This window comes from Sinorhizobium terangae (assembly GCF_029714365.1).
Lineage (GTDB): Bacteria > Pseudomonadota > Alphaproteobacteria > Rhizobiales > Rhizobiaceae > Sinorhizobium > Sinorhizobium terangae.
Map to the genome: position 1 here is coordinate 2,008,285 of NZ_CP121660.1, position 20,786 is coordinate 2,029,070.

Below are 20,786 nucleotides of genomic sequence, written 5' to 3' on the forward strand. Positions count from 1 at the left end.
GGTGCTTGTTCTTGGCCGTTGCTTTACCGATCATCCGATGTTCGTGCTGCGCTGCACATACGCCATTCTACGTAGGTGGCGGGGGGAAGAAGGAAGATTTGCCCGAGTAATTCAGGAAGCTCCCTGTTCAGAGCGTGGAGATCTGAAAATCACAACGAGACCGACGACCAGAACCACGAGCAGGATGATGTGAAATGTCTTGTCAGCCGTGGTCTGCGGGCCGATCCCCACGGCGATGGTGAAAGCGCCGACCAACGTCCCGAGAAGCGCAAATCCCTGAACCGCGAGGGCGATGAGGCGCGTCCGCCTTGGCGCGAAGATGCAAGCCAGCAGGCCAAGGATCAGGACTGCCGCAATCACGCCCTCCGCGGTCGCGGCGCGCGAATGCTCGTAGCCTTGATACAGAATGCCGGCGTGGACGAGTGAGGCGGCTGCAAACAGTATGGCCTCTAATCCGAGTATCGATCTTATCGAGGGGACAGGCATCACATTGCTCCTCCTGGCACATCGGCCCGAAAATCGGACCCGATTTTCGGAAAGCACGATGCGTGGAATCAAAGAGTTAGAGCGTCCTTTGTGCGTCCCAAAGGACGCAGGCGCTGTAGACAGCTGATCCGACAATGGGTCTAGCATCATTGGGGGCCTAGCATCACCGGATCACTTCGCCGTGAGGCCTACGGCGCCCCGCGCCTAATGAGACGTGCTGTAGCATTTTGAATTGCTGCATGTTTTATCCTCTAATCGGCTTGGATCTAAGGAACCGTGCAGCAGGCTCCGGCTTGAATCGAGAGCAAGCCGCTCCAATTCCCTCCAGCAAGTTCAGCCTGCATCCGGAGGGCGCCGATGGACGTCTTTTCCTCAAAAGCCGGATCTTTCTCTGGTCGAATGCGGTTTCTCGCGCTGGCGGTGCTCGCCTCGGGCGTCGCTCTCGGCCCGGCACGCGCGGACGTTCTCGCCCGCGTTCCCGCGGCGCGCGAAATGGCGGTCTGCGGCGACACAGTGTTCGTCGGAACCAAGGGGTCCTCGGTCTATGCCGTGCCGTTGTCCGGCGGCGGCGCCCGACGAGTCGCCCGCGGGTTCTCCGCTGCGAACGGTGTCGCATGCACTGGCGATCGATTGTTCGTCGCATCGAGGGACAGCGTAACCGCGTTCGACATCGGACGCGGGGGCGCTCTGACCGGCAGGCGCGATATTCGCCGCGGCCTGCCGAATTCGGGGGCCCATAGTTATCGCTATATCGCCGTTGGCCCCGATTCCCGGCTCTATGTCTCGTTCGGCTCGCCTTGCAACATTTGCCGGCCGCGCGGGCTGCAGGGCACGATCGTCAGCATGAACCAGGACGGGTCCGACCTTCGGCGCGTCGCCTGGGGTGTGCGCAACTCGGTCGGCTTCGACTGGCGCGGCGGCACCATGTACTTTACCGACAACGGCGCCGACGGAATGGGCGACGATATCCCGCCCGATGAGCTCAACGCGCTTCGGCCGGGCGGCTTTTACGGCTTTCCGTATTTCGGAGGCCAGACGCGGCTCGAAGGGTTTGAGGACGCATCGCCGCCCGAGCGCCAGATTCCGCCCGTCTTCGACTTTCAGGCGCATGTCGCCGCCCTCGGCATCCATTTCTTCCGCAGCCTCGGCGGCGACGCTCTGGTAGCCCAGCACGGCAGCTGGGACAGATCGGTTCCGGTCGGGTATCAGGTGGTGCGGGTGCGCTTCCGGGGCGGCCGGCCCGTCTCGGCGACGACTTTCCTCAGAAACGTCGGCCGGCCGGTGGACGTCAAGGAAGCGCCGGATGGTTCCGTCCTCGTTTCCGACGACGCCGGAGGTGCGATTCACATCTTCAGACGATGACACGGGACAGGAGCGCTTCCCCGCCCTCACCGCGGCAGGATCTGTTCATAGGTGCACTGGCGCGGATCCTTGTCCGGTCTCCAACGCATCAACTTTGTACCGTGGCGAAAGCGCCGGTTGCTGACGTGGTCGAATCTTACCTCCACGACGAGTTCCGGACGTACCGGCTCCCATTCGCCGCTCCGCTCGCTGCTCCAACGGCTCGGGCCGCCGGGAGCCTTTCCGGTGAAGCCCGGTGGCTCGCGCAAGGCCTCGAGCCGGCGCGTCAGCGCAGGCCGTTCCGTGTCGGAGATCGTCGCGGTGAAGCCAACATGGTTCAGCGTTCCGTCCGCGTCGTATAGGCCGAGCAAGAGCGAGCCGACCTCCGCACTGTCGCTTTCGTACCGGAAGCCGCCAACGACGCAATCGGCCGTCTTCAGGCGTTTGACCTTCACCATTGCCCGCTCTCCGCATTCGTAAGGGCCGTCACGGTTTTTTGCGACAACGCCATCGGTGGCGCCTGCTTCCCACCCGGTGAGCCAGCGCTCGGCTTCATGCCTGTCAAGCGTGAATGGCGAAAGCTCCAGCTTGTCCGTAATGGCGTTCTCCCTTGCGAAGGCTTCGAGCGCAGCTCGCCGGACAGCAAGCGGCTCGCCCGTGAGGATCGCGCCGTCGGCGCCAACCAGCACGTCGAAGAGGATGAGCTTGGCGGGCGTCTGCTGCGAGAGCTTTCGAACGCGGCTCGCCGCCGGATGCAGGCGCATCTGCAGCGCGTCGAAGGAAAGCCGTCCATCGACCTCGATTACCAGTTCGCCGTCGACCACGAATTGCGCGGCGCCCAGTTGCCTCAGCACGGCGACGACTTCCGGGAAGAAGCGCCCGAGCGGCTTTCCGGATTTCGCGCGGAGATCGACCTCTTCACCGGACTTGAAGGCAAGGCAGCGAAACCCGTCCCATTTCGGCTCGTACTGCCATGCACCATCAGCCGGGAGCTCCTGAGCCGAACGCGCCTCCATCGGCGCGGTGCTGACGGGCAACACGAAGCCGCCGACAGGTAACACTGCGCCGGTGGCGCTTACTTTTCGGGCTGGCCGCGATGCCTTGGCCCGCTTCGCTGGTCTTTCACGCGTGCGCAGCGCCATCGTCCAGCCCCGCTGGTTCAGCCTGACGCCGCGTTCCTTCGCTCAGCCGTGAGACTTGCCAAGCTGCCAGAGGAAGGCCGCGGCTGGCAAGGTCGGCGAAGTCGGTCGTTTCCTGGTCGAGGGATTCCGCGATGCCTGCTTTGCCGCAACCGGCGTTATGGTCGGAAATGGTGGCAGGTCTTTCGTTATTCGGCCTGGCGGCTTTCCTGGCCATCGCAGCACTCCTTTGGTCGAGTAGCAACGGACACAAAACTCGACCCACAGGCGTTAGTTCCGCCAGCGGACCAAGACGAACGGGCGGAGAGAGGAAGCAGCGCTCAAGGTCGCGCCGGAGTTGACAGCGATGCGCGAAACATGGCGCGAAGACGATTGACGGCGAATCAGACATTCCGTCTGGCCGCAGCATGATTTTTCCGGTTATTGGAAATCCGTGAGCGCCGGCGGCTATGATGGGCACATCAACAAAAGGAAAAAATCATGAAAGCACGAATCAAATGGGTTGAAGAACGGACGTTCGTCGGCGAGTCCGGAAGCGGTCACAAACTGGTATTCGGAACGGCTTCCGGGTCGGAGGGGCGGACACCCGGACCGAGCCCGATGGAACTGGTGTTGATCGGGGCAGGCGGTTGCTCGACCTATGACGTCGTTCACATCCTCGAAAAAGGCCGCGAGGCAGTCGAGGACTGCACCGTCGAGCTCGAAGCGGAACGAGCCGATACCGACCCAAGGGTCTTTACCCGCATCCACATGCACTTCGTGGTGAAGGGGCGCGGCCTCGCGGAGAAAAAAGTGGAGCGGGCGATCGCCCTGTCACTCGAAAAATACTGCTCGGCGTCGGCGATGCTCGCCAAGACCGCGACGATCACACATGATTTTGTCGTCATCGACACGGCCGCCCAGAGCGGATGACCGTTTGACGCTTGCTTTCGCCCTTTCCCCATTGCATAAATTTCACGCACTGGCCGAATGTGCCGTGAAAAGAGGCATACGCCTGCCGGCAATGTGAGAGACGACGAGGCAACATGGCCGCACGCCAGCGCATCATTCCCGTTCGACGAGAATACAATCGCTGGGTCGCCAACCAGACGCTCGAGGATTATGCGCTGCGGTTTACCGCCAAGAGCGCGCGGCGCTTTTCCTCCGAGCGCATCTCGCAAACGGCGATCGGCGCCATCTCCTTCCTGGCGCTGGAGGCAATCGGCGGCGCCATAACGATGTCCTACGGCACCACCAATGCGATCGTCGCGATCCTGGTGGCAAGCGTCATGATCCTTGTTGTCGGCCTGCCGATCAGTCGTTACGCGATCCGCCACGGCGTCGACATCGACCTTCTGACGCGCGGCGCGAGCTTCGGCTACATCGGCTCGACGATCACCTCGCTGATCTATGCGAGCTTCACATTCATCCTCTTTGCGATCGAGGCGTCGATCATGTCCGGGGCGCTGGAGCTTGCCCTCGGCGTGCCGCTCTGGATCGGCTACATCATCAGCGCCGTCGCGGTGATCCCGCTCGTTACCCACGGTGTGCGCCTCATCAGCAAGTTCCAGCTGATGACGCAGCCCTTCTGGATCGTGCTCAACATCCTGCCCTTCGCCTTTATTGCGCTCGCCGATTGGGAGAAGGTGGGGCTGTGGCTTGCCTATTCCGGCATCCACCACACCTCCGGTCCTTCCGGCACCATCGCTCCCTTCGATCTCGTGGAGTTCGGCGCCGCCTCCGCGGTGATCTTCGCGCTGATGGCGCAGATCGGCGAGCAGGTCGACTTCCTCCGCTTCCTGCCGCCGGATGGCCAGAGGAAGCTGCACCATCGTATCGCGATTTTTCTCGCCGGTTCCGGTTGGGTGGTCGTCGGCGCGCCGAAGCTGCTTGCCGGTTCCTTTCTCGTCGTGCTGGCGCTCAGCGCTGGCGTGCCGTCGACGCGGGCCGCCGACCCGGCACAGATGTACTACACCGCCTTCGGCTACATTTTTCCGTCGGATACGGCAGTACTGCTTCTGATGGTCGCCTTCGTGGTCATCTCGCAGCTTAAGATCAACGTGATGAACGCCTATGCCGGGTCGCTTGCCTGGTCGAACTTCTTCTCCCGCCTCACCCACAGCCATCCCGGTCGCGTCATCTGGCTGGTCTTCAACGTGGCAATCGCGCTCCTCCTGATGGAACTCGGCATCTACCGTCTGCTGGAGGAGACGCTCGGCATCTTCTCGATCATCGCCATGGCCTGGCTCTGCACGATCTCGGCCGATCTCTTCGTCAACAAGCCGCTGGCCTTGTCACCGCCCGGAATCGAGTTCAAGCGCGCACATCTCTATGACGTCAATCCCGTCGGTCTCGGCACCATGGGGATCTCGGCGGTCCTCGCGCTTACGGCTCATTTCGGTGCCTTCGGCGATATCGCCGCCTCGCTCGCCCCCTATATCGCGCTCGTCACGGCCTTCATCGCATCGCCGCTGATCGCCTGGTGGACCGAAGGCAAATTCTATCTCGCCCGCAAGCCGCGCAAGAGCTGGTTTCGGGAGAGCGAGATCGCCTGCTCGATCTGCGAGCATCCATTCGAGCCGGAAGACATGGCCTGGTGTCCGGCCTATGCCGCGCCAATCTGCTCCCTCTGCTGCTCGCTCGACAGCCGCTGCCACGACATGTGCAAGCCAAAAGCGCGGCTGAACACGCAGATCGCGACGATCGCAAAGACGATTCTGCCGGAGGCGGTGACAGCAAAGCTCGCCACGAGGCTCGGGCGCTACGCGATCTCCGCCCTCCTGTCGATCACCGGCATCGGCATCGTCCTCGCGATGATCGCCCATCAGACAACCGCCGCCTCGCCCGAAACCGCCGCCGTCGTGGAGCGGACGGTGGCGATCGTCTTCTTCGTCTTCGCGATCTTCGCCGGCGTCGTCTGCTGGTTCTACGTGCTCGCCCATGACAGCCGCGTCGTGGCGGAGGAAGAGTCCTCGCGCCAAAACACACTGCTTCTGAAGGAAATCGCCGCCCACAAGAAGACCGACGCGGCGCTTCAGAACGCCAAGGAAGCGGCGGAGGCGGCGAACCGGGCAAAGAGCCGCTATGTCGTGGGCTTGAGCCACGAACTGCGCACGCCGCTCAACGCCGTGCTCGGCTATGCGCAGATCCTCGAACGCGATGAAACCATTCCGCCCTCAAGGCAGGGGGCGATCAAGGTGATCAAGCGCAGCGCCGATCACCTTTCGGGTCTCATCGACGGCCTGCTCGACATATCCAAGATCGAGGCCGGCAAGCTGCAGGTCTATTCCAACGAGATCAACATTCACGATTTCCTCGACCAGATCGTCGACATGTTCCGCCCGCAAGCCCAGGCCAAGGGCATCGCCTTCGAACACGACCGGGCAGCGTCGCTACCGCAATATGTGCGGACGGACGAGAAGCGGCTGAGACAGATCCTCGTCAATCTCCTCTCGAATGCGCTGAAGTTTACCGAACGCGGCCGCATCCGCTTCGACATCGGCTACCGCAACCAGGTTGCCACCTTCACGATCGAGGACAGCGGCCGCGGCATCAGCGACAAGGACCTGCCGCGGATCTTCGATCCGTTCCAGCGCGGCGAGGCGGAACATCGCATGCCCGGGCTCGGGCTGGGCCTGACCATCACGCGCCTGCTCACCCAGACGCTCGGCGGCGAGATCTCCGTCACCAGCGAAAGGGAGAAGGGTACCGCCTTTCGCGTCCGCCTGATGCTCTCCGCCGTCGATCGGCCGGCGGCGCTCAACGACCCGGTGCGCCGGATCCGCTCCTACAAGGGCGCGCGCCGCACTGTCGTCGTCGTCGATGACAACGAGGATCATCGCGATCTGATGCGCGAGGTGCTTACCCCGCTCGATTTCGTCGTGCTGACGGCAGCGAGCGGCCGGGACTGCCTGGCGCTGATCGAGGACATCGCGCCCGACCTGTTCCTGATCGACATCTCCATGCCAGGCATGAACGGCTGGGAACTGGTGACGCGATTGCGCGAGAGCGGCCAGACCGCGCCGGCGATCATGCTGTCGGCCAATATCGGTGACGGATCGTCCGCCGGTGCCGCAAGCGGTCACAACGACACGCTCGCCAAGCCTTTTGGGGTTCGCCAGCTCGTCGACAAGCTGGCGATCCATCTCGGCCTGGAATGGATTCATGAGGACGACGGACAGACTAATAGCAAGGCCGATCCCGTGACCAGTCCCGGACACCACCATGTGGAGGAATTGATCCGGCTCGGGGAAATCGGCTACGTCCGGGGCATTGAGGCGAAGCTGACGGAGATTGCCCTGAACCCCGAGAACGAGGCTTTTGCGGAAGCGGTGCGCGCCTATGTCCGTGCCTTCGACCTTTCCGGCTACGATGCCTTCCTGAGACAGATGACGGCAGGGGAGGCCGAGGCACCTGGCTGAAGCTACCAATCCGCGCGACATCGTCCTCCTGGTCGACGATTCGCCAGAGGCGCTGGGCTTCCTGACCGAAGCCCTGGAACAATCCGGCTTTTCGGTGTTGATCGCCACCTCCGGCAACGCCGCCTTGAATATTGCCGACCGCATCACCCCCGACATCATCCTGCTCGACGCGGTGATGCCCGGTATGGACGGTTTCGATACCTGCGTCCGGCTGAAGGCAAACGCCTCCGTCACCCAGGTTCCGGTCGTCTTCATGACCGGGCTTACCGAGACGGAGCACGTGGTGCGGGCGCTGGAAGCGGGTGGCGTCGACTATCTCACCAAGCCGATCAACATCGACGAGCTGAGGGCCCGCATTCGCGTCCATCTCTCCAATGCCCGTTCCGCCCAGAGCGCACGGGTTGCGCTCGATGCGGCCGGGCGGCACCTGCTTGCCGTGCGCGGCGACGGCGGCGTCCGCTGGTCGACGCCGCAGGCGACGCGACTCGTCAACGCCGCAACGGGAAGCGACGACGGGCTTGCGGTCGTGACCGCCCGCATCGCCGAATGGATGCGGCAACGGGAAAAGCAAGGCTCCGGTCAGGGTAGTTTCACGCTGCAGCAGGCGGGCCAGACGGGCCTGCAGATTTCCTATCTCGGCGCCATCGGCGCGAACGAATATCTCTTCCGCCTGACCGCCGAGCACGGCATCAGCGACGACGAGATGCTGCGCCAGCATTTCCTGCTGACGCAGCGCGAGTCCGAGGTGCTCTCGTGGATCGCCAAGGGCAAGTCCAACCGCGATATCGGCGAGATCCTGGGCTTAAGCGCCCGCACGGTGACGAAGCATCTCGAACAGATCTACGTGAAGCTCGGCGTCGAAAACCGCGCGTCAGCCGCCGTCAAGGCGACGCAGGTGCTGCACGGGATTTGAGGAAGCTGCATGGACCCTTTGGAGGGGTCGTTCCAGAGGCGGTCGCTTGCCGTCAACAGTCCGCCTTGCGCAAAAAGAGCGCGGCCTGGAAAACCAGACCGCGCCAAGCCGCACTTGTCGTGCGTTGCCCTGGGAGGCAACTTATTCGGCGGGCTGGATGACCGCCGGAATGGTGTCAGTTGCCGTCTCACCGCCGAGTGCGGCGGAAAGCTGCGCCTGATCCAATTCGCCTTCCCATTTCGCCACGACGACCGTTGCGACCGCATTGCCGACGAAGTTGGTGAGCGCCCGGCATTCCGACATGAAGCGGTCGATACCGAGGATCAGCGCCATGCCGGCGACCGGTACGGAGGGGACGACCGAAAGCGTCGCGGCCAGCGTGATGAAACCCGCGCCGGTGATGCCGGCAGCGCCCTTCGAGCTCAGCATGGCAACGAGCAGCAGGAGAATCTGATCACCGAAGGAGAGCGGAATATCGGTCGCCTGCGCGATGAAGAGCGCGGCAAGCGTCATGTAGATGTTGGTGCCGTCGAGGTTGAAGGAATAGCCGGTCGGGATGACGAGGCCGACGACGGAGCGCTTGCAGCCTGCCTTCTCCATCTTGTTCATCAGGCCCGGCAGTGCCGCCTCCGAGGAGGACGTGCCGAGCACGAGCAGCAGTTCTTCCTTGATGTAGCGGATGAGCGCGACGATCGAGAAGCCGTTGTAGCGTGCCACGGCGCCAAGCACGAGGAAGACGAAGAGGAACGAGGTGAGGTAGAAAGTGCCGATCAGCATGGCGAGGTTGGCGATCGACGCCACGCCGTACTTGCCGATGGTGAAGGCCATCGCACCGAAGGCGCCGATCGGGGCGGCCTTCATCAGGATCGCCACCAGACGGAAAATCGGCAACGTCAGCGCATGCAGGAAATCGACGACCGGCTGGGCTTTTTCGCCGACCATCGCAAGGGCGATGCCGAAGAGGACCGAGATGAACAGCACTTGCAGGATGTCGCCCTCGGCGAAAGCGCTGATCAGCGTCGTCGGAATGATGTTCATGAGAAAGCCGGTGACCGACTGCTCATGCGCCTTCTCGGTATAGGTGGTGACCGCCTTCATATCGAGCGAGGCCGGATCGATATGCATGCCGGAGCCGGGCTGAACTACATTCGCGACGATGAGACCGACAATGAGCGCGAGGGTCGAGAAGGTCAGGAAGTAGATCATCGCCTTGCCGGCGACGCGCCCGACCTTGGCGAGATCGGTCATGCCGGCAATGCCGGTCGCGACCGTCAGGAAGATGACCGGCGCGATGATCATCTTGACCAGCTTGATGAAGGCGTCGCCGAGCGGTTTGAGCTCGGTGCCAATGTCCGGATAGAAATGCCCGAGCAGGATTCCCGCAGCGATCGCCGCGAGGACCTGGACATAGAGATGCCGATAAAGGGGTGTCTTGCCGCGGACCTCCGCGGAATGTTCTGCGATCATGATAATCCTCCACGGGCCTAGTCCGGCAACGGGCCGGGCCTCCCAGGCCACTTTTCCGAAGAACGACAGCACCCGCTGTCATGCGGAGGGAACTGCAATGGGCGTGCCAAATTGGAGGCGCGCGAACAACTTGTTGATTCTTAAGCTCTTTAATTCTCAGCGTCCGTGAATCCACACTGAAGTGGGCGGAAATCCGCACAGATGAATTGGCAGGCTGGGCGAAAAGATGCACAATGTCGCCATGACCATTCCCCTCAAAAATGATCTGGGCGATCTCCAGCGCCGCGCCCGGCGGTCGTGGTCGATCTTCGCGCTCGTCGCGGTCGCGCTACTTGCGTTCGGCTTCCTCGCCGCAGGCGAATATGGCCGGACAAATGCGCTCGGCGCGCTCGCTGAACAAAGCCGTATCGATGCCAGCCTCAAGGCATCGCTGCTGCGTGCCGTCGTCGAAAAACAGCGCGCGCTGCCGCTGGTGCTCGCCGACGACACGGCGATCCGCCAGTCGCTTCTGACGCCGGACGCGCGCTCACTCGACCAGATCAACCGCAAGCTCGAAGAGCTTGCCGCAAGTGCCGGCGCAGCGGTCGTCTATCTGATCGGGCTGGACGGCGTCGCTATCGCCGCGAGCAATTGGCGGGAGCCGACGAGTTTCGTCGGAAGCAATTATGGTTTTCGCGACTATTTCCGGCTGGCGATCCGCGATGGCCAGGCGGAGCATTTCGCCATGGGTACGGTCAGCAAGCGGCCGGGCCTCTATATTTCGCGGCGGATCGACGGGCCGGCGGGGCCGATCGGAGTGATCGTCGCCAAGCTCGAGTTCGACGGAGTCGAAGCGGATTGGGCGGGCACGGGCAAGCCCGTCTACGTCACCGACCGGCGAGGAATCGTCATCATCACCAGCATCCCCTCCTGGCGCTTCATGACGACGAAGCAGATTCCCGAGGAGCGTCTGGCATCGATCCGCGAAAGCCTGCAATTCGGCGATGCGCCCTTGCTGCCGCTACCCTTCAGCCAGGTCGAAGCAGAGGCCGACGGTTCCTCCACCCTCAATGCCCTGCTCCCGGGCAGCCGCCCCGAGATGTTCCTGCGCGTCGAAACGATGGTGCCGTCGACGAACTGGCGGCTGGAGCAATTGTCGCCGCTTACCCCGGCACTGTCGGCCGGCGCACGCGATGCAAGGCTTGAAATGCTCGCGATCCTGGTTCCCCTGCTTGCGCTGGCGGCCTTTCTCATGCGCCGGCGCCAGACGATCGCTCTGCGTTCGGCGACGGAACGCGCAGCACGCAACGAGCTGGAGGCGCGCGTCGAGGAGCGGACGCGTGACCTCACCATGGCCCGCGATCGGCTCGAAACGGAAATCGCCGATCATCGGCAGACGACCGAAAAGCTGCAGGCCGTTCAGCAGGACCTCGTGCAGGCCAACCGGCTGGCGATCCTCGGGCAGGTCGCCGCCGGCGTCGCGCACGAAATCAACCAGCCCGTCGCCACGATCCGCGCCTATGCCGACAACGCCCGCACCTTTCTCGATCGCGGCCAAAGCGCGACCGCGGCGGAAAACCTCACCAGCATCGCCGAGCTTACCGAGCGCGTCGGAACAATCACCGACGAGTTGCGCCGGTTCGCCCGCAAGGGAAACTTCGTCGCCGAGCCGACCGAGATGCGCGACGTCATCGAAGGGGCGATGCTTCTGCTTCGCAGCCGCTTTGCCGGTCGCATGGACACGATCAGGATCTCTTTTCCCCCGAATGGGCTCAAAGCCATGGGCAATCGCATTCGCCTGGAACAGGTGCTGATCAACCTTCTCCAGAATGCGCTGGAAGCGCTCGGCGGCGCCGAGAACGGCGAGATCAGCGTGCGGTGCGCGGAAACCGGGCGTGGCATCGAACTGACGGTCGCGGACAATGGTCCCGGCATTCCGGAGGATATCCGCGATGAGCTTTTCACACCCTTCAACACCTCGAAGGACGAGGGCCTCGGCCTTGGGCTCGCGATCTCCAAGGAGATCGTCGCCGACTATGGCGGCGACATCGCGGTCGAGACGAGCGCCTCCGGAACCACGTTCACAGTCCATTTGAAGAAGGCTCAAGCGCAATGAGCGACGCCGCTTCCGTGTTCCTCATCGACGACGACCGCGACCTGCGCAAGGCGATGCAGCAGACCCTGGAGCTCGCCGGATTCACGGTCTCGCCCTTCGCCAGCGCCATCGAGGCGCTTGACGCGCTCAACCCCGAATTCGACGGGGTCGTCATCAGCGATATCCGCATGCCGGGCCTCGACGGGCTCGCTTTCTTCCAGAAGGTGGCGGCCCTCGACCCGGATCTTCCCGTCATTCTGGTCACTGGACACGGCGACATTCCGATGGCCGTGCAGGCCATTCAGGATGGGGTCTATGATTTTATCGCCAAGCCCTTTGCCGCCGATCGGCTGGTCCAGAGCGCGCGCCGCGCCGAGGAGAAGCGCCGCCTGGTGATGGAGAACCGGGCGCTGCGCCGCGCGGCGGAAGCCGCCTCCGACAGCCTGCCGCTGATCGGCCAGACAGCGGTGATGGAACGATTGCGACAGACGCTGAAACACATTGCCGACACCGACGTCGACGTGCTTGTCGCCGGTGAGACCGGCAGCGGCAAGGAGGTGGTCGCGACCCTGCTTCACCAGTGGAGCCGACGCAGGAACGGCAATTTCGTAGCCCTCAACTGCGGCGCGCTCCCCGAAACGGTGATCGAAAGCGAGCTCTTTGGTCACGAGCCGGGCGCCTTCACCGGAGCCGTGAAAAAGCGGATCGGCCGGATCGAGCATGCAAGCGGCGGCACGCTCTTCCTCGACGAGATCGAGGCGATGCCGCCGGCAACGCAGGTAAAGATGCTGCGCGTGCTCGAAGCGCGGGAGATCACTCCGCTCGGCACCAACGAGACGCGGCCGGTCGACATCCGGGTCGTTGCCGCCGCCAAGGTCGACCTCGGCGATCCCGCGGAGCGCGGCGACTTTCGTGAAGACCTCTACTACCGGCTGAATGTCGTAACGCTTTCGATCCCGCCACTGCGCGAGCGGCGCGAGGATATTCCGCTGCTCTTCTCGCATTTCCTGAGCCGGGCGGCGGAACGTTTCGAGCGTGACGTTCCGTCGGTGTCTCTGGCTGTCCAGCAGCACCTGATGTCGCATGCCTGGCCCGGCAATGTGCGCGAGCTGTCGCATTTTGCGGAGCGTGTGGCGCTTGGTGTTGAAGGAAACCTCGGCAACCCGCTCCCGCCTGCGGCCGACGCCGGGACCTCGCTTCCGGAACGGCTGGAGCGATACGAGGCCGAGATCCTGAAGGAAGCCCTGACGGCGCATCGGGGCGACGTCAAGCAAACGCTGGAAGCGCTCGGCATTCCGCGCAAGACGTTCTACGACAAGCTGCAGCGCCACGGCATCAACCGGGCCGACTATGTCGAGCGGCCGGCGCCGTCGGACAATCGCGCCTGAAGCCCGATGATCCCCGAAGCGATACGGGCAGTTTTGCGCCGGTTGCCTAATCGTGTCGAGTTCAAAATACTGTGATAAGCTTTACGATCGAAAGCCAATGAAGAGACGGCCCAACAAAGATACGGCAATGAGCGACGCAACCATGCATAAACGCGACCTGCGCGAGGAAACGGCGCCCCTCCGCGCGCGAATTCTCGACAAGCTCTCGCAACTGCCCTGGGATGGTTCTCGCTATAGCCACCCGATTCCGGGGCTCGTCCTCTACCGCGTCATCGAGCCGGCCGGGCCGTTTTCCAGTGTCTCGGAGCCGAGCCTGTCGCTGATCGTCAAGGGAAGCAAGCGCGTCAAGGTCGGCAACGAAACGCTCCTCTACGACGAGTCCTGCTTCTTCGTGACCGCCATCGGCTTGCCGATGACCGGCCAGATCTGCGAGGCGAGCGAGGGCGAACCCTATGTCGCCGCGACGCTGCGCCTCGATCTCGAAAAACTTCGCCGGATCATCACCGATCACGACATACAGCCGGCGGATACATCCGAGCGCGACCTCGGCGTCGTCGTCGGCGAAGCGACACCGGAATTGTTCGACGCCCTGTTGCGGCTGATTTCGCTCATAAACTCCCCGGCAGACATCCCTTTCCTCGCCAATCATATTCATAGCGAGATCCTCTACCGGCTGCTTACCGGCGAGCAAGGGGCGCGGCTTCGGCGCTTCGCGCTCGCCGGCACCAACAGCAACCGCGTGGCAAAGGCTGTGGCATGGCTGAAGGAAAATTATGCCCGGCCGTTGCGCGTCGAGGAGTTGGCGGAAGTCGCGAACATGGGCGTATCGACGCTCCATCACCACTTCCGCGCGATGACCGCGATGAGTCCGCTGCAGTTCCAGAAGCACCTTCGGCTGCATCACGCGCGGGAACTGATGCTTTCGCAGTCGGTCGACGCAGCGACGGCGGCCACACGCGTCGGCTACGAGAGCCCGACGCAATTCAGCCGGGAATATCGACGTGCTTTCGGCCATCCGCCGATAAGGGACATCAGGTCGATCCTGAACTCAAGCGAGCCGAACAGGCGCGACTCGATCGACTAGAAACGGCGCGGTGCGGCACCCAAATCGATTCGCTTGGCTCGACGTGGCGGCGTCACCATGATCACAATTGCGTCAAGTCGACAGGAATAGGCAACAATCCGACAGGATCGACTCTACCGGGCCGCGGGATGGTCTTCTAAGCTCTGGCCGCAGCCTGGCGAATGGCTGCGGCGCATGAACCGGCATCTCCCAAGCCGAGAGTTGCGCCCAACGCGAGGAGACCACCATGGCAATTGTGACGATCAACGGCGTCAAGCACTCGGTCGAAGCCGAGGCGGATATGCCGCTTCTTTGGGTGATCCGCGACCTTGTGGGATTGACAGGTACGAAGTTCGGTTGCGGCATGGCGCAATGCGGCGCCTGCACGGTCTATGTCGATGGCGCGCCAGTCCGGTCCTGCCAGACGCTCATCGGCGACATCGAAGGAGCCGAGGTGACCACCATCGAGGGGCTCAAGGGCAAGGTCGCGGAAGCGGTCCAGGCCGTCTGGGCCGATCTCGACGTGCCGCAGTGCGGCTACTGTCAGTCGGGACAAATCATGTCAGCGACAGATCTTCTGACCAGCAATCCGAAGCCCAGCGACGAGGACATTGACGCCGCAATGGCGGGCAATCTCTGTCGTTGCGCCACCTATCATCGAATCCGAGCCGGCATTCATGAAGCCGCAAAGCGCCTGGAGGGCTGAGCCATGATCCCGAGACTGATGCAATCGGTTACCCTCCCCGCTGCACGGGTTGAGGCGTCGCGGCGGCAGTTCCTCATTGGCGCGCTCGCTGCCGGCACCGGCATCGCCGTCGGCTTCCACCTCCTGCATGCATCGCCGGCGGCGGCCGCCGAGACAACGTCGGCAGAGGGCGCGCATTCCTTTTCGCCCTATCTGATAATCGACGGCGATGGAAAGGTGACCGTCCTTTCGTCGCAGTTCGAGATGGGGCAAGGATCCTATAACGGCCTCGCCACGCTGGTAGCGGAAGAACTCGATGCCGACTGGTCGGCGATTGACGTGAAGGGTGCCGCCGGCAATATCAAGGCCTACGGCAATCTCGCCTTCGGCGGTGCAATCCAGGCAACCGGAGGTTCGACCTCGATGGCATCCTCGTGGGAGCGCTATCGCAAGGCGGGTGCCGCGGCCCGCGCCATGCTTGTCGCTGCGGCGGCCTCCGAGTGGGGCGTCGATGCGGCGGAAATCACCGTCGAGAACGGCATTCTTGCTCATCCCTCGGGCAAGAGCGGCGGCTTTGGCGTCTTTGCCGCCAAGGCGGCGGCGATGCCGGCGCCGACAGATGTGAAGCTCAAACAGCCGGGCGACTGGAAGCTGATCGGCAATGCCGGCCTGAAGCGTTTCGACAGCGCCCGCAAAACGAACGGGACGGAGCAATACACGATCGACGTCAAGCTGCCCGGCATGCTGACGGCCGTGATGATCCACCCGCCCCTCTTCGGCGCGAAGGCGAAGTCCTTCGACCCCTCTGCCGCCCGCGGCATCAAGGGCGTAGTCGACGTCGTCGAAACCCCGCGGGGCATCGCGGTGATTGGCGAACACATGTGGGCGGCGATTAAGGGACGCGAAGCGGTCAAGGTAGAGTGGGACGACACGGCTGCGGAAAAGCGCGGCACGCAGGCGGTCATGTCCACGTACCGTGATCTCGCGAAAAAGACCCCGGCGGCGGTTGCCCGCAAGGAGGGCGACGCCGATGCCGCCTTTGCCCAGGCTGCGAAGGTCATCGAAGCGAGCTTCGAGTTCCCCTATCTCGCGCACGCCGCCCTGGAGCCGCTGAATGCCGTCGCGCGCATGAATGAGGACGGCACGCTCGAGGTCTGGGGCGGGCACCAGTTCCCGGACGTCTACCAGAAGCTTGCCGGCGAGATCGCCGGGATCGCCCCCGACAAGGTCCGCCTGAACGTCATGAAGTCGGGCGGCAGCTTCGGCCGACGGGCCGTCTTCGACGGCGATGTCGTCGTCGAGGCCGTGCATGCGGCGAAGGCGATCGGCTTCCGTGCCCCGGTAAAGGTGCAGTGGACGCGCGAGGACGACATGCGCGCGGGCCGCTATCGCCCCGCCTATGTACACACCCTCAAGGCTGGCATCGATGCGGACGGAAAGCTCGTCGCCTGGAACAATCACATCGTCGGCCAGTCCATCATGGCGAAGACGGCGTTCGAGGGGATGGTCAAGAACGGGGTCGACCCGACGTCGGTCGAAGGGGCGAGCAACCTGCCCTATGGCATCCCGAACCAGACAGTCGGCCTCACGACCACCGACGTCGGTGTTCCCGTTCTCTGGTGGCGTTCGGTCGGCTCCACGCATACCGCCTTTGCCGCCGAAACCTTCCTCGACGAGGTAGCTGAAGCGGCGGGACGCGATCCGGTGGAATTCCGTCTGTCCTTGCTCGAGCCAGAGTCGCGCCACGCAACCGTGCTCAAGCTGGCGGCGGAAAAGGCGGAATGGCAGAAGCCGTTGCCCGAAGGCCGCTTTCGCGGTGTCGCCCTCGCAGAAAGCTTCGGCTCCGTGGTGGCACAGATCGCCGAGGTATCGCCGGACGGGAATGGCGGCATCAAGGTCGAACGCGTGGTCGCCGCCGTTGATTGCGGTCTGGCGATCAACCCGGACCAGGTCCGCGCGCAGGTCGAGGGCGGCATCGGCTTCGGGCTCGGCGCCATTCTGGGCGAGGAAATCACGCTGACGGACGGCAAGGTCGATCAGGGCAATTTCGACGTCTATACGCCGCTCAGGATCGACTCCATGCCGAAGGTCGAAGTTCATATCGTGCCCTCGGCCAATCCGCCCTCCGGCATCGGCGAACCTGGGGTTCCGCCGATCGGCCCGGCCGTTGCCAATGCCGCTTACAAGGCGCTCGGCAAGCGGATCCGCGTCATGCCGTTCTCAAAATCGCTCAACGCATAGTCTCCGATGCCCGGCCGCCACTCTGGCCGGGCATCGGCGCAATCCAAACGCAATCGGATCATGCTGCAGCGGCGGAAATTTGGAACGCGGCGGCGTTGACACCCCCTCTGCCCTGCCGGGCAGAGGGGGCGTCGCCCGGTGATCGCAGTCGTAACAACGATTCAATCAGACGCTGCTCTCATCGCCGATCCGGATCTCGCCGGCATCGTATCCGCGCATTGGCGAACGACTTCTGAAATCTGCAGGAGCTGCTTGGCCAAGGGGCTCGTCTTGCGCCAGATCATGCCGATCGTGCGCGAGGGCTGGGGGCTCTCGAAGCGGGCAACAGACACCGACGCCGAGCGCGTTTCCACCGGTACGGCCATCTCCGGGATCAGCGTGACACCGATGCCGGCGCTGACCATCTGGACCAGCGTGGACAGGGAGCTGCCGTCCAGCAATTCCCGCGGCAGCGCCGAGCGCATATTGCAGAAGGACAGGGCCTGGTCGCGAAAGCAATGGCCCTCCTCAAGCAGAAGCAGTCGCATTTCACGCAAGCTTTCGCGACTGGGCACCGGCTTTCCATCGTCGTCATCCGGCCGAACCAGCACAAAATTCTCCTCGAAGAGCGCAACCTCGGTCAAGGACGGTTCGGATATCGGCAGTGCCACGATGGCTGTGTCGAGCCGGCCCTCCAACAGGTCCTGAACCAGCTTCGACGTCAGCGTCTCGCGCACGTTGATATCGAGCCCGTCATACATGCGGGTGAGATTGCCTATAATCCTGGGCAGCAGGTAGGGCGCGACCGTCGGAATGACGCCGATCCGCAGCCGTCCTGCCAGCCGGTCCTGCGAGGCGCGCGCCAGGTCGGCAAGTTCATCGACCAAGCGCAGGATGTCGCGCACGCGCTGGGCAAGCACCTCTCCGAAACTGCTGAGCCGCACCTGGCGCGCGCCTCGTTCAAAGAGCTCCGTGCCCAGTGCTTCCTCCAGTTCCTTGATCTGCACCGACAATGCGGGTTGAGAGATTGCGCAGGCATCCGCCGCGCGCCCGAAATGGCCGTATCGCGCCAATGCCTCGAAATAGCGAAGCTGCTTGAGTGTGAAATTGATCATAACTTCACCTTATCGCAGCGATCAGGAAATCCAACTTAAATTAATGGAACCCTTTTGCTAGAGTGATTAAGCTTCAGAGGAGATGCAGCCGCATCACCGCCTCGAATTCCGACGGCGGGACGGTTATCGGCGTCCTGACCCTTCAGAACGTAGGTACCCGAGGCTGTTTTGTCAGAGGGCCTTTTCCCAGAGGGGCCTCAAGCAGAGAACATTCCATGTGCCTGGCGCTCGCGCTGGCCATGAAACCGAACCAGCGAAATTCGCGCAATCGCAATGGGAGACAAAGATGGACGCAAAAGCCGAAAAAACGGGCCGCTGCCCAGTCGTGCACGGCACGTCGAACCGCGACTGGTGGCCCAACCAGTTGAACCTCAAAATTCTTCACCAGAATTCGACGCTCTCCGATCCGATGGACGAGGCGTTCAACTATGCCGAGGAGTTCAAGAAGCTCGACCTGAATGCCGTCAAACAGGATCTCTATGCTCTGATGACGGACAGCCAGGACTGGTGGCCGGCCGACTTCGGTCATTACGGTCCGCTTCTCATCCGCATGGCCTGGCATAGCGCGGGCACCTACCGCACCGGCGATGGCCGCGGCGGCGCGTCCTCCGGCACGCAGCGCTTTGCGCCGCTCAACAGCTGGCCGGACAACGCCAACCTCGACAAGGCGCGGCGGCTGCTCTGGCCGATCAAGCAGAAATACGGCAACAGCATCTCCTGGGCCGACCTGATGATTCTCGCCGGGAACTGTGCGCTGGAATCGATGGGCTTCAAGACCTTCGGCTTCGGCGGCGGCCGTGCCGACGTCTGGGAGCCGGAGGAAGACATCTATTGGGGCTTGGAGACCGAGTGGCTCGGTGACAAGCGCTACACGGGTGATCGCGAGTTGGAAAATCCCCTTGCTGCCGTGCAGATGGGCCTGATCTACGTCAACCCGGAAGGACCGAACGGTAACCCCGATCCGATCGCGGCCGCCCGCGACATCCGCGAGACCTTCTCCCGCATGGCCATGAACGACGAGGAGACCGTCGCCCTCATCGCCGGCGGCCACACCTTCGGCAAGACCCACGGCGCGGGCGATGCCACGCTTGTCGGCCCGGAACCCGAAGGCGCCGGCATCGAAGAGCAGGGCCTCGGCTGGAGGAGCGGTTACGGCAGCGGCAAAGGCGGCGACACCATCACCAGCGGCCTTGAAGTCACCTGGACTTCGACGCCGACGAAGTGGAGCAACAATTTCTTCTGGAACCTGTTCGGCTACGAGTGGGAACTGACCAAGAGCCCGGCCGGCGCGCATCAGTGGCAACCGAAGCATGGTGCGGGCGCCGGTTCGATACCCGATGCGCACGACCCCTCGAAGCGTCGCGCGCCATCCATGCTGACCACCGACATTGCGATCAGGGCCGACCCGGCCTACGAAAAGATCGCAAGGCGCTTCTACGAGAATCCGGATCAGTTCGCTGACGCCTTTGCCCGGGCGTGGTTCAAGCTGACGCATCGCGACATGGGTCCGCGCTCGCGCTATCTCGGCCCGGAGGTTCCGGCAGAGGAACTGATCTGGCAGGATCCGGTTCCCGCCGTCGATCATCCCCTGGTCGACGCGGCGGACATTTCCGGCCTGAAGGCCAAGATCCTCGCGTCGGGCCTTTCCGTCTCCGAACTGGTCTCGACAGCCTGGGCGTCGGCCTCGACCTTCCGCGGCTCCGACAAGCGTGGTGGTGCGAACGGCGCGCGCATCCGCCTTGAGCCCCAGAAGGACTGGGAAGTCAACCAGCCCGTCCAACTCGCAAAAGTGCTGGAGATTCTCGAAGGCATCCAGAAGACCTTCAACGAGGCGCAGCCCGGCGGCAAGAAGATTTCGCTCGCCGACCTGATCGTCCTCGGCGGCGCCGCCGCGATCGAGGAGGCAGCCAAAGCCGCCGGACATGATGTGGAAGTTCCCTTCGCGCCGGGCCGCACGGATGCATCGCAGGAGCAGACCGATGTGGAATCCTTCGCCGTTCTCGAACCGATCGCCGACGGTTTCCGCAACTACCAGAAGGCTCAATATGCCGTTTCGGCAGAGGAGCTGCTGGTCGACAAGGCACAGCTGCTGACGCTGACCGCCCCGGAGATGACGGTTCTCGTCGGCGGATTGCGCGTGCTGAACGCGAATGTCGGACAGTCCCAGCACGGCGTCTTCACCAACCGCCCCGGGACGCTCACCAACGACTTCTTCGTGAACCTGCTCGACATGGGCACGGAGTGGAAGGCGTCTGCGGATGCCCAGGGCGTGTACGAGGGACGCGACCGCAAGAGCGGCGAGGTGAAGTGGACCGGCACCCGCGTCGACCTCGTCTTCGGTTCGAACTCCGTGCTTCGCGCGATCGCGGAAGTCTACGCACAGCAGGACTCGCCCAAGAAGTTCGTGCGCGATTTCGTGGCAGCCTGGAACAAGGTGATGAACGCCGATCGCTTCGACCTCGTCTGATCCGGGTCGAATCGGCCGTACCGGTGTA

15 protein-coding genes are annotated in these 20,786 nt (G+C 63.3%); 10 read left to right on the forward strand and 5 right to left on the reverse strand.

The window, feature by feature from the left end; genetic code table 11:
• Window positions 1–111: 111 nt before the first annotated feature.
• Window positions 112–486, reverse strand: a complete 375-nt coding sequence (locus QA637_RS28095; protein ID WP_283066082.1) for a hypothetical protein — start codon at window positions 484–486, stop codon at window positions 112–114.
• 357 nt (window positions 487–843) lie between these two features.
• Between QA637_RS28095 and QA637_RS28100 the strand changes: the two genes are divergently transcribed.
• Window positions 844–1,848, forward strand: coding sequence for a PQQ-dependent sugar dehydrogenase (locus tag QA637_RS28100; protein ID WP_283066083.1), 1,005 nt, complete (start codon window positions 844–846; stop codon window positions 1,846–1,848).
• A gap of 26 nt (window positions 1,849–1,874) precedes the next feature.
• Here the strand turns inward: QA637_RS28100 and QA637_RS28105 are convergent, their stop codons facing one another.
• Window positions 1,875–2,843, reverse strand: coding sequence for an ATP-dependent DNA ligase (locus QA637_RS28105; RefSeq protein WP_428843177.1), 969 nt, complete (start codon window positions 2,841–2,843; stop codon window positions 1,875–1,877).
• A gap of 106 nt (window positions 2,844–2,949) precedes the next feature.
• On the reverse strand, window positions 2,950–3,183 hold the full coding sequence (locus QA637_RS28110; protein WP_283066087.1) for a hypothetical protein: 234 nt from the start codon (window positions 3,181–3,183) through the stop codon (window positions 2,950–2,952).
• Window positions 3,184–3,446: 263 nt separating this feature from the next.
• Here QA637_RS28110 and QA637_RS28115 point away from each other — a divergent pair, with 263 nt between their 5' ends.
• The 3 genes from QA637_RS28115 to QA637_RS28125 all read left to right on the forward strand — a co-directional run bounded on the left by QA637_RS28115 (window position 3,447) and on the right by QA637_RS28125 (window position 8,279).
• A complete protein-coding gene (locus QA637_RS28115; RefSeq protein WP_283066089.1) occupies window positions 3,447–3,878 on the forward strand; it encodes an OsmC family protein in 432 nt (143 codons plus the stop codon).
• A gap of 113 nt (window positions 3,879–3,991) precedes the next feature.
• On the forward strand, window positions 3,992–7,366 hold the full coding sequence (locus tag QA637_RS28120; protein ID WP_283066091.1) for a hybrid sensor histidine kinase/response regulator: 3,375 nt from the start codon (window positions 3,992–3,994) through the stop codon (window positions 7,364–7,366).
• Window positions 7,359–8,279: a response regulator transcription factor gene (locus QA637_RS28125; protein WP_283067373.1), complete on the forward strand. Its 921-nt coding sequence runs from the start codon at window positions 7,359–7,361 to the stop codon at window positions 8,277–8,279. Before QA637_RS28120 ends, QA637_RS28125 begins: the two co-directional genes overlap by 8 nt.
• Window positions 8,280–8,420: 141 nt before the next feature.
• Here the strand turns inward: QA637_RS28125 and QA637_RS28130 are convergent, their stop codons facing one another.
• Entirely contained in the window at window positions 8,421–9,746 is a 1,326-nt protein-coding gene (locus QA637_RS28130) for a dicarboxylate/amino acid:cation symporter (RefSeq protein WP_283066092.1), read from the reverse strand.
• Window positions 9,747–9,972: 226 nt separating this feature from the next.
• On the opposite strand from QA637_RS28130, the gene QA637_RS28135 reads away from it, so the two are divergent.
• The 5 genes from QA637_RS28135 to QA637_RS28155 all read left to right on the forward strand — a co-directional run bounded on the left by QA637_RS28135 (window position 9,973) and on the right by QA637_RS28155 (window position 17,197).
• Entirely contained in the window at window positions 9,973–11,841 is a 1,869-nt protein-coding gene (locus tag QA637_RS28135; protein WP_283066094.1) for a sensor histidine kinase, read from the forward strand.
• Entirely contained in the window at window positions 11,838–13,208 is a 1,371-nt protein-coding gene (locus tag QA637_RS28140) for a sigma-54-dependent transcriptional regulator (protein WP_283066096.1), read from the forward strand. The genes QA637_RS28135 and QA637_RS28140 overlap by 4 nt, the downstream gene beginning before the upstream one ends.
• Before the next feature lie 127 nt (window positions 13,209–13,335).
• Window positions 13,336–14,292 carry an AraC family transcriptional regulator gene (locus QA637_RS28145; protein WP_283066098.1) on the forward strand — a complete coding sequence of 319 codons (957 nt, stop codon included), beginning with the start codon at window positions 13,336–13,338 and terminating at the stop codon, window positions 14,290–14,292.
• Between the two features lie 226 nt (window positions 14,293–14,518).
• The gene (locus QA637_RS28150; RefSeq protein WP_283066099.1) at window positions 14,519–14,977 is read left to right on the forward strand and encodes a (2Fe-2S)-binding protein; all 459 of its coding nucleotides are present in this window, start codon (window positions 14,519–14,521) and stop codon (window positions 14,975–14,977) included.
• A gap of 3 nt (window positions 14,978–14,980) precedes the next feature.
• Window positions 14,981–17,197 carry a xanthine dehydrogenase family protein molybdopterin-binding subunit gene (locus QA637_RS28155; protein ID WP_283066100.1) on the forward strand — a complete coding sequence of 739 codons (2,217 nt, stop codon included), beginning with the start codon at window positions 14,981–14,983 and terminating at the stop codon, window positions 17,195–17,197.
• 161 nt (window positions 17,198–17,358) lie between these two features.
• On the opposite strand, the gene QA637_RS28160 is transcribed toward QA637_RS28155, so the two are convergent.
• Window positions 17,359–18,291, reverse strand: coding sequence for a hydrogen peroxide-inducible genes activator (locus QA637_RS28160; RefSeq protein ID WP_283066102.1), 933 nt, complete (start codon window positions 18,289–18,291; stop codon window positions 17,359–17,361).
• A 286-nt stretch (window positions 18,292–18,577) separates the two neighbouring features.
• Here QA637_RS28160 and katG point away from each other — a divergent pair, with 286 nt between their 5' ends.
• A complete protein-coding gene (gene katG / locus QA637_RS28165) occupies window positions 18,578–20,758 on the forward strand; it encodes a catalase/peroxidase HPI (protein WP_283066104.1) in 2,181 nt (726 codons plus the stop codon).
• Window positions 20,759–20,786 lie beyond the last annotated feature (28 nt).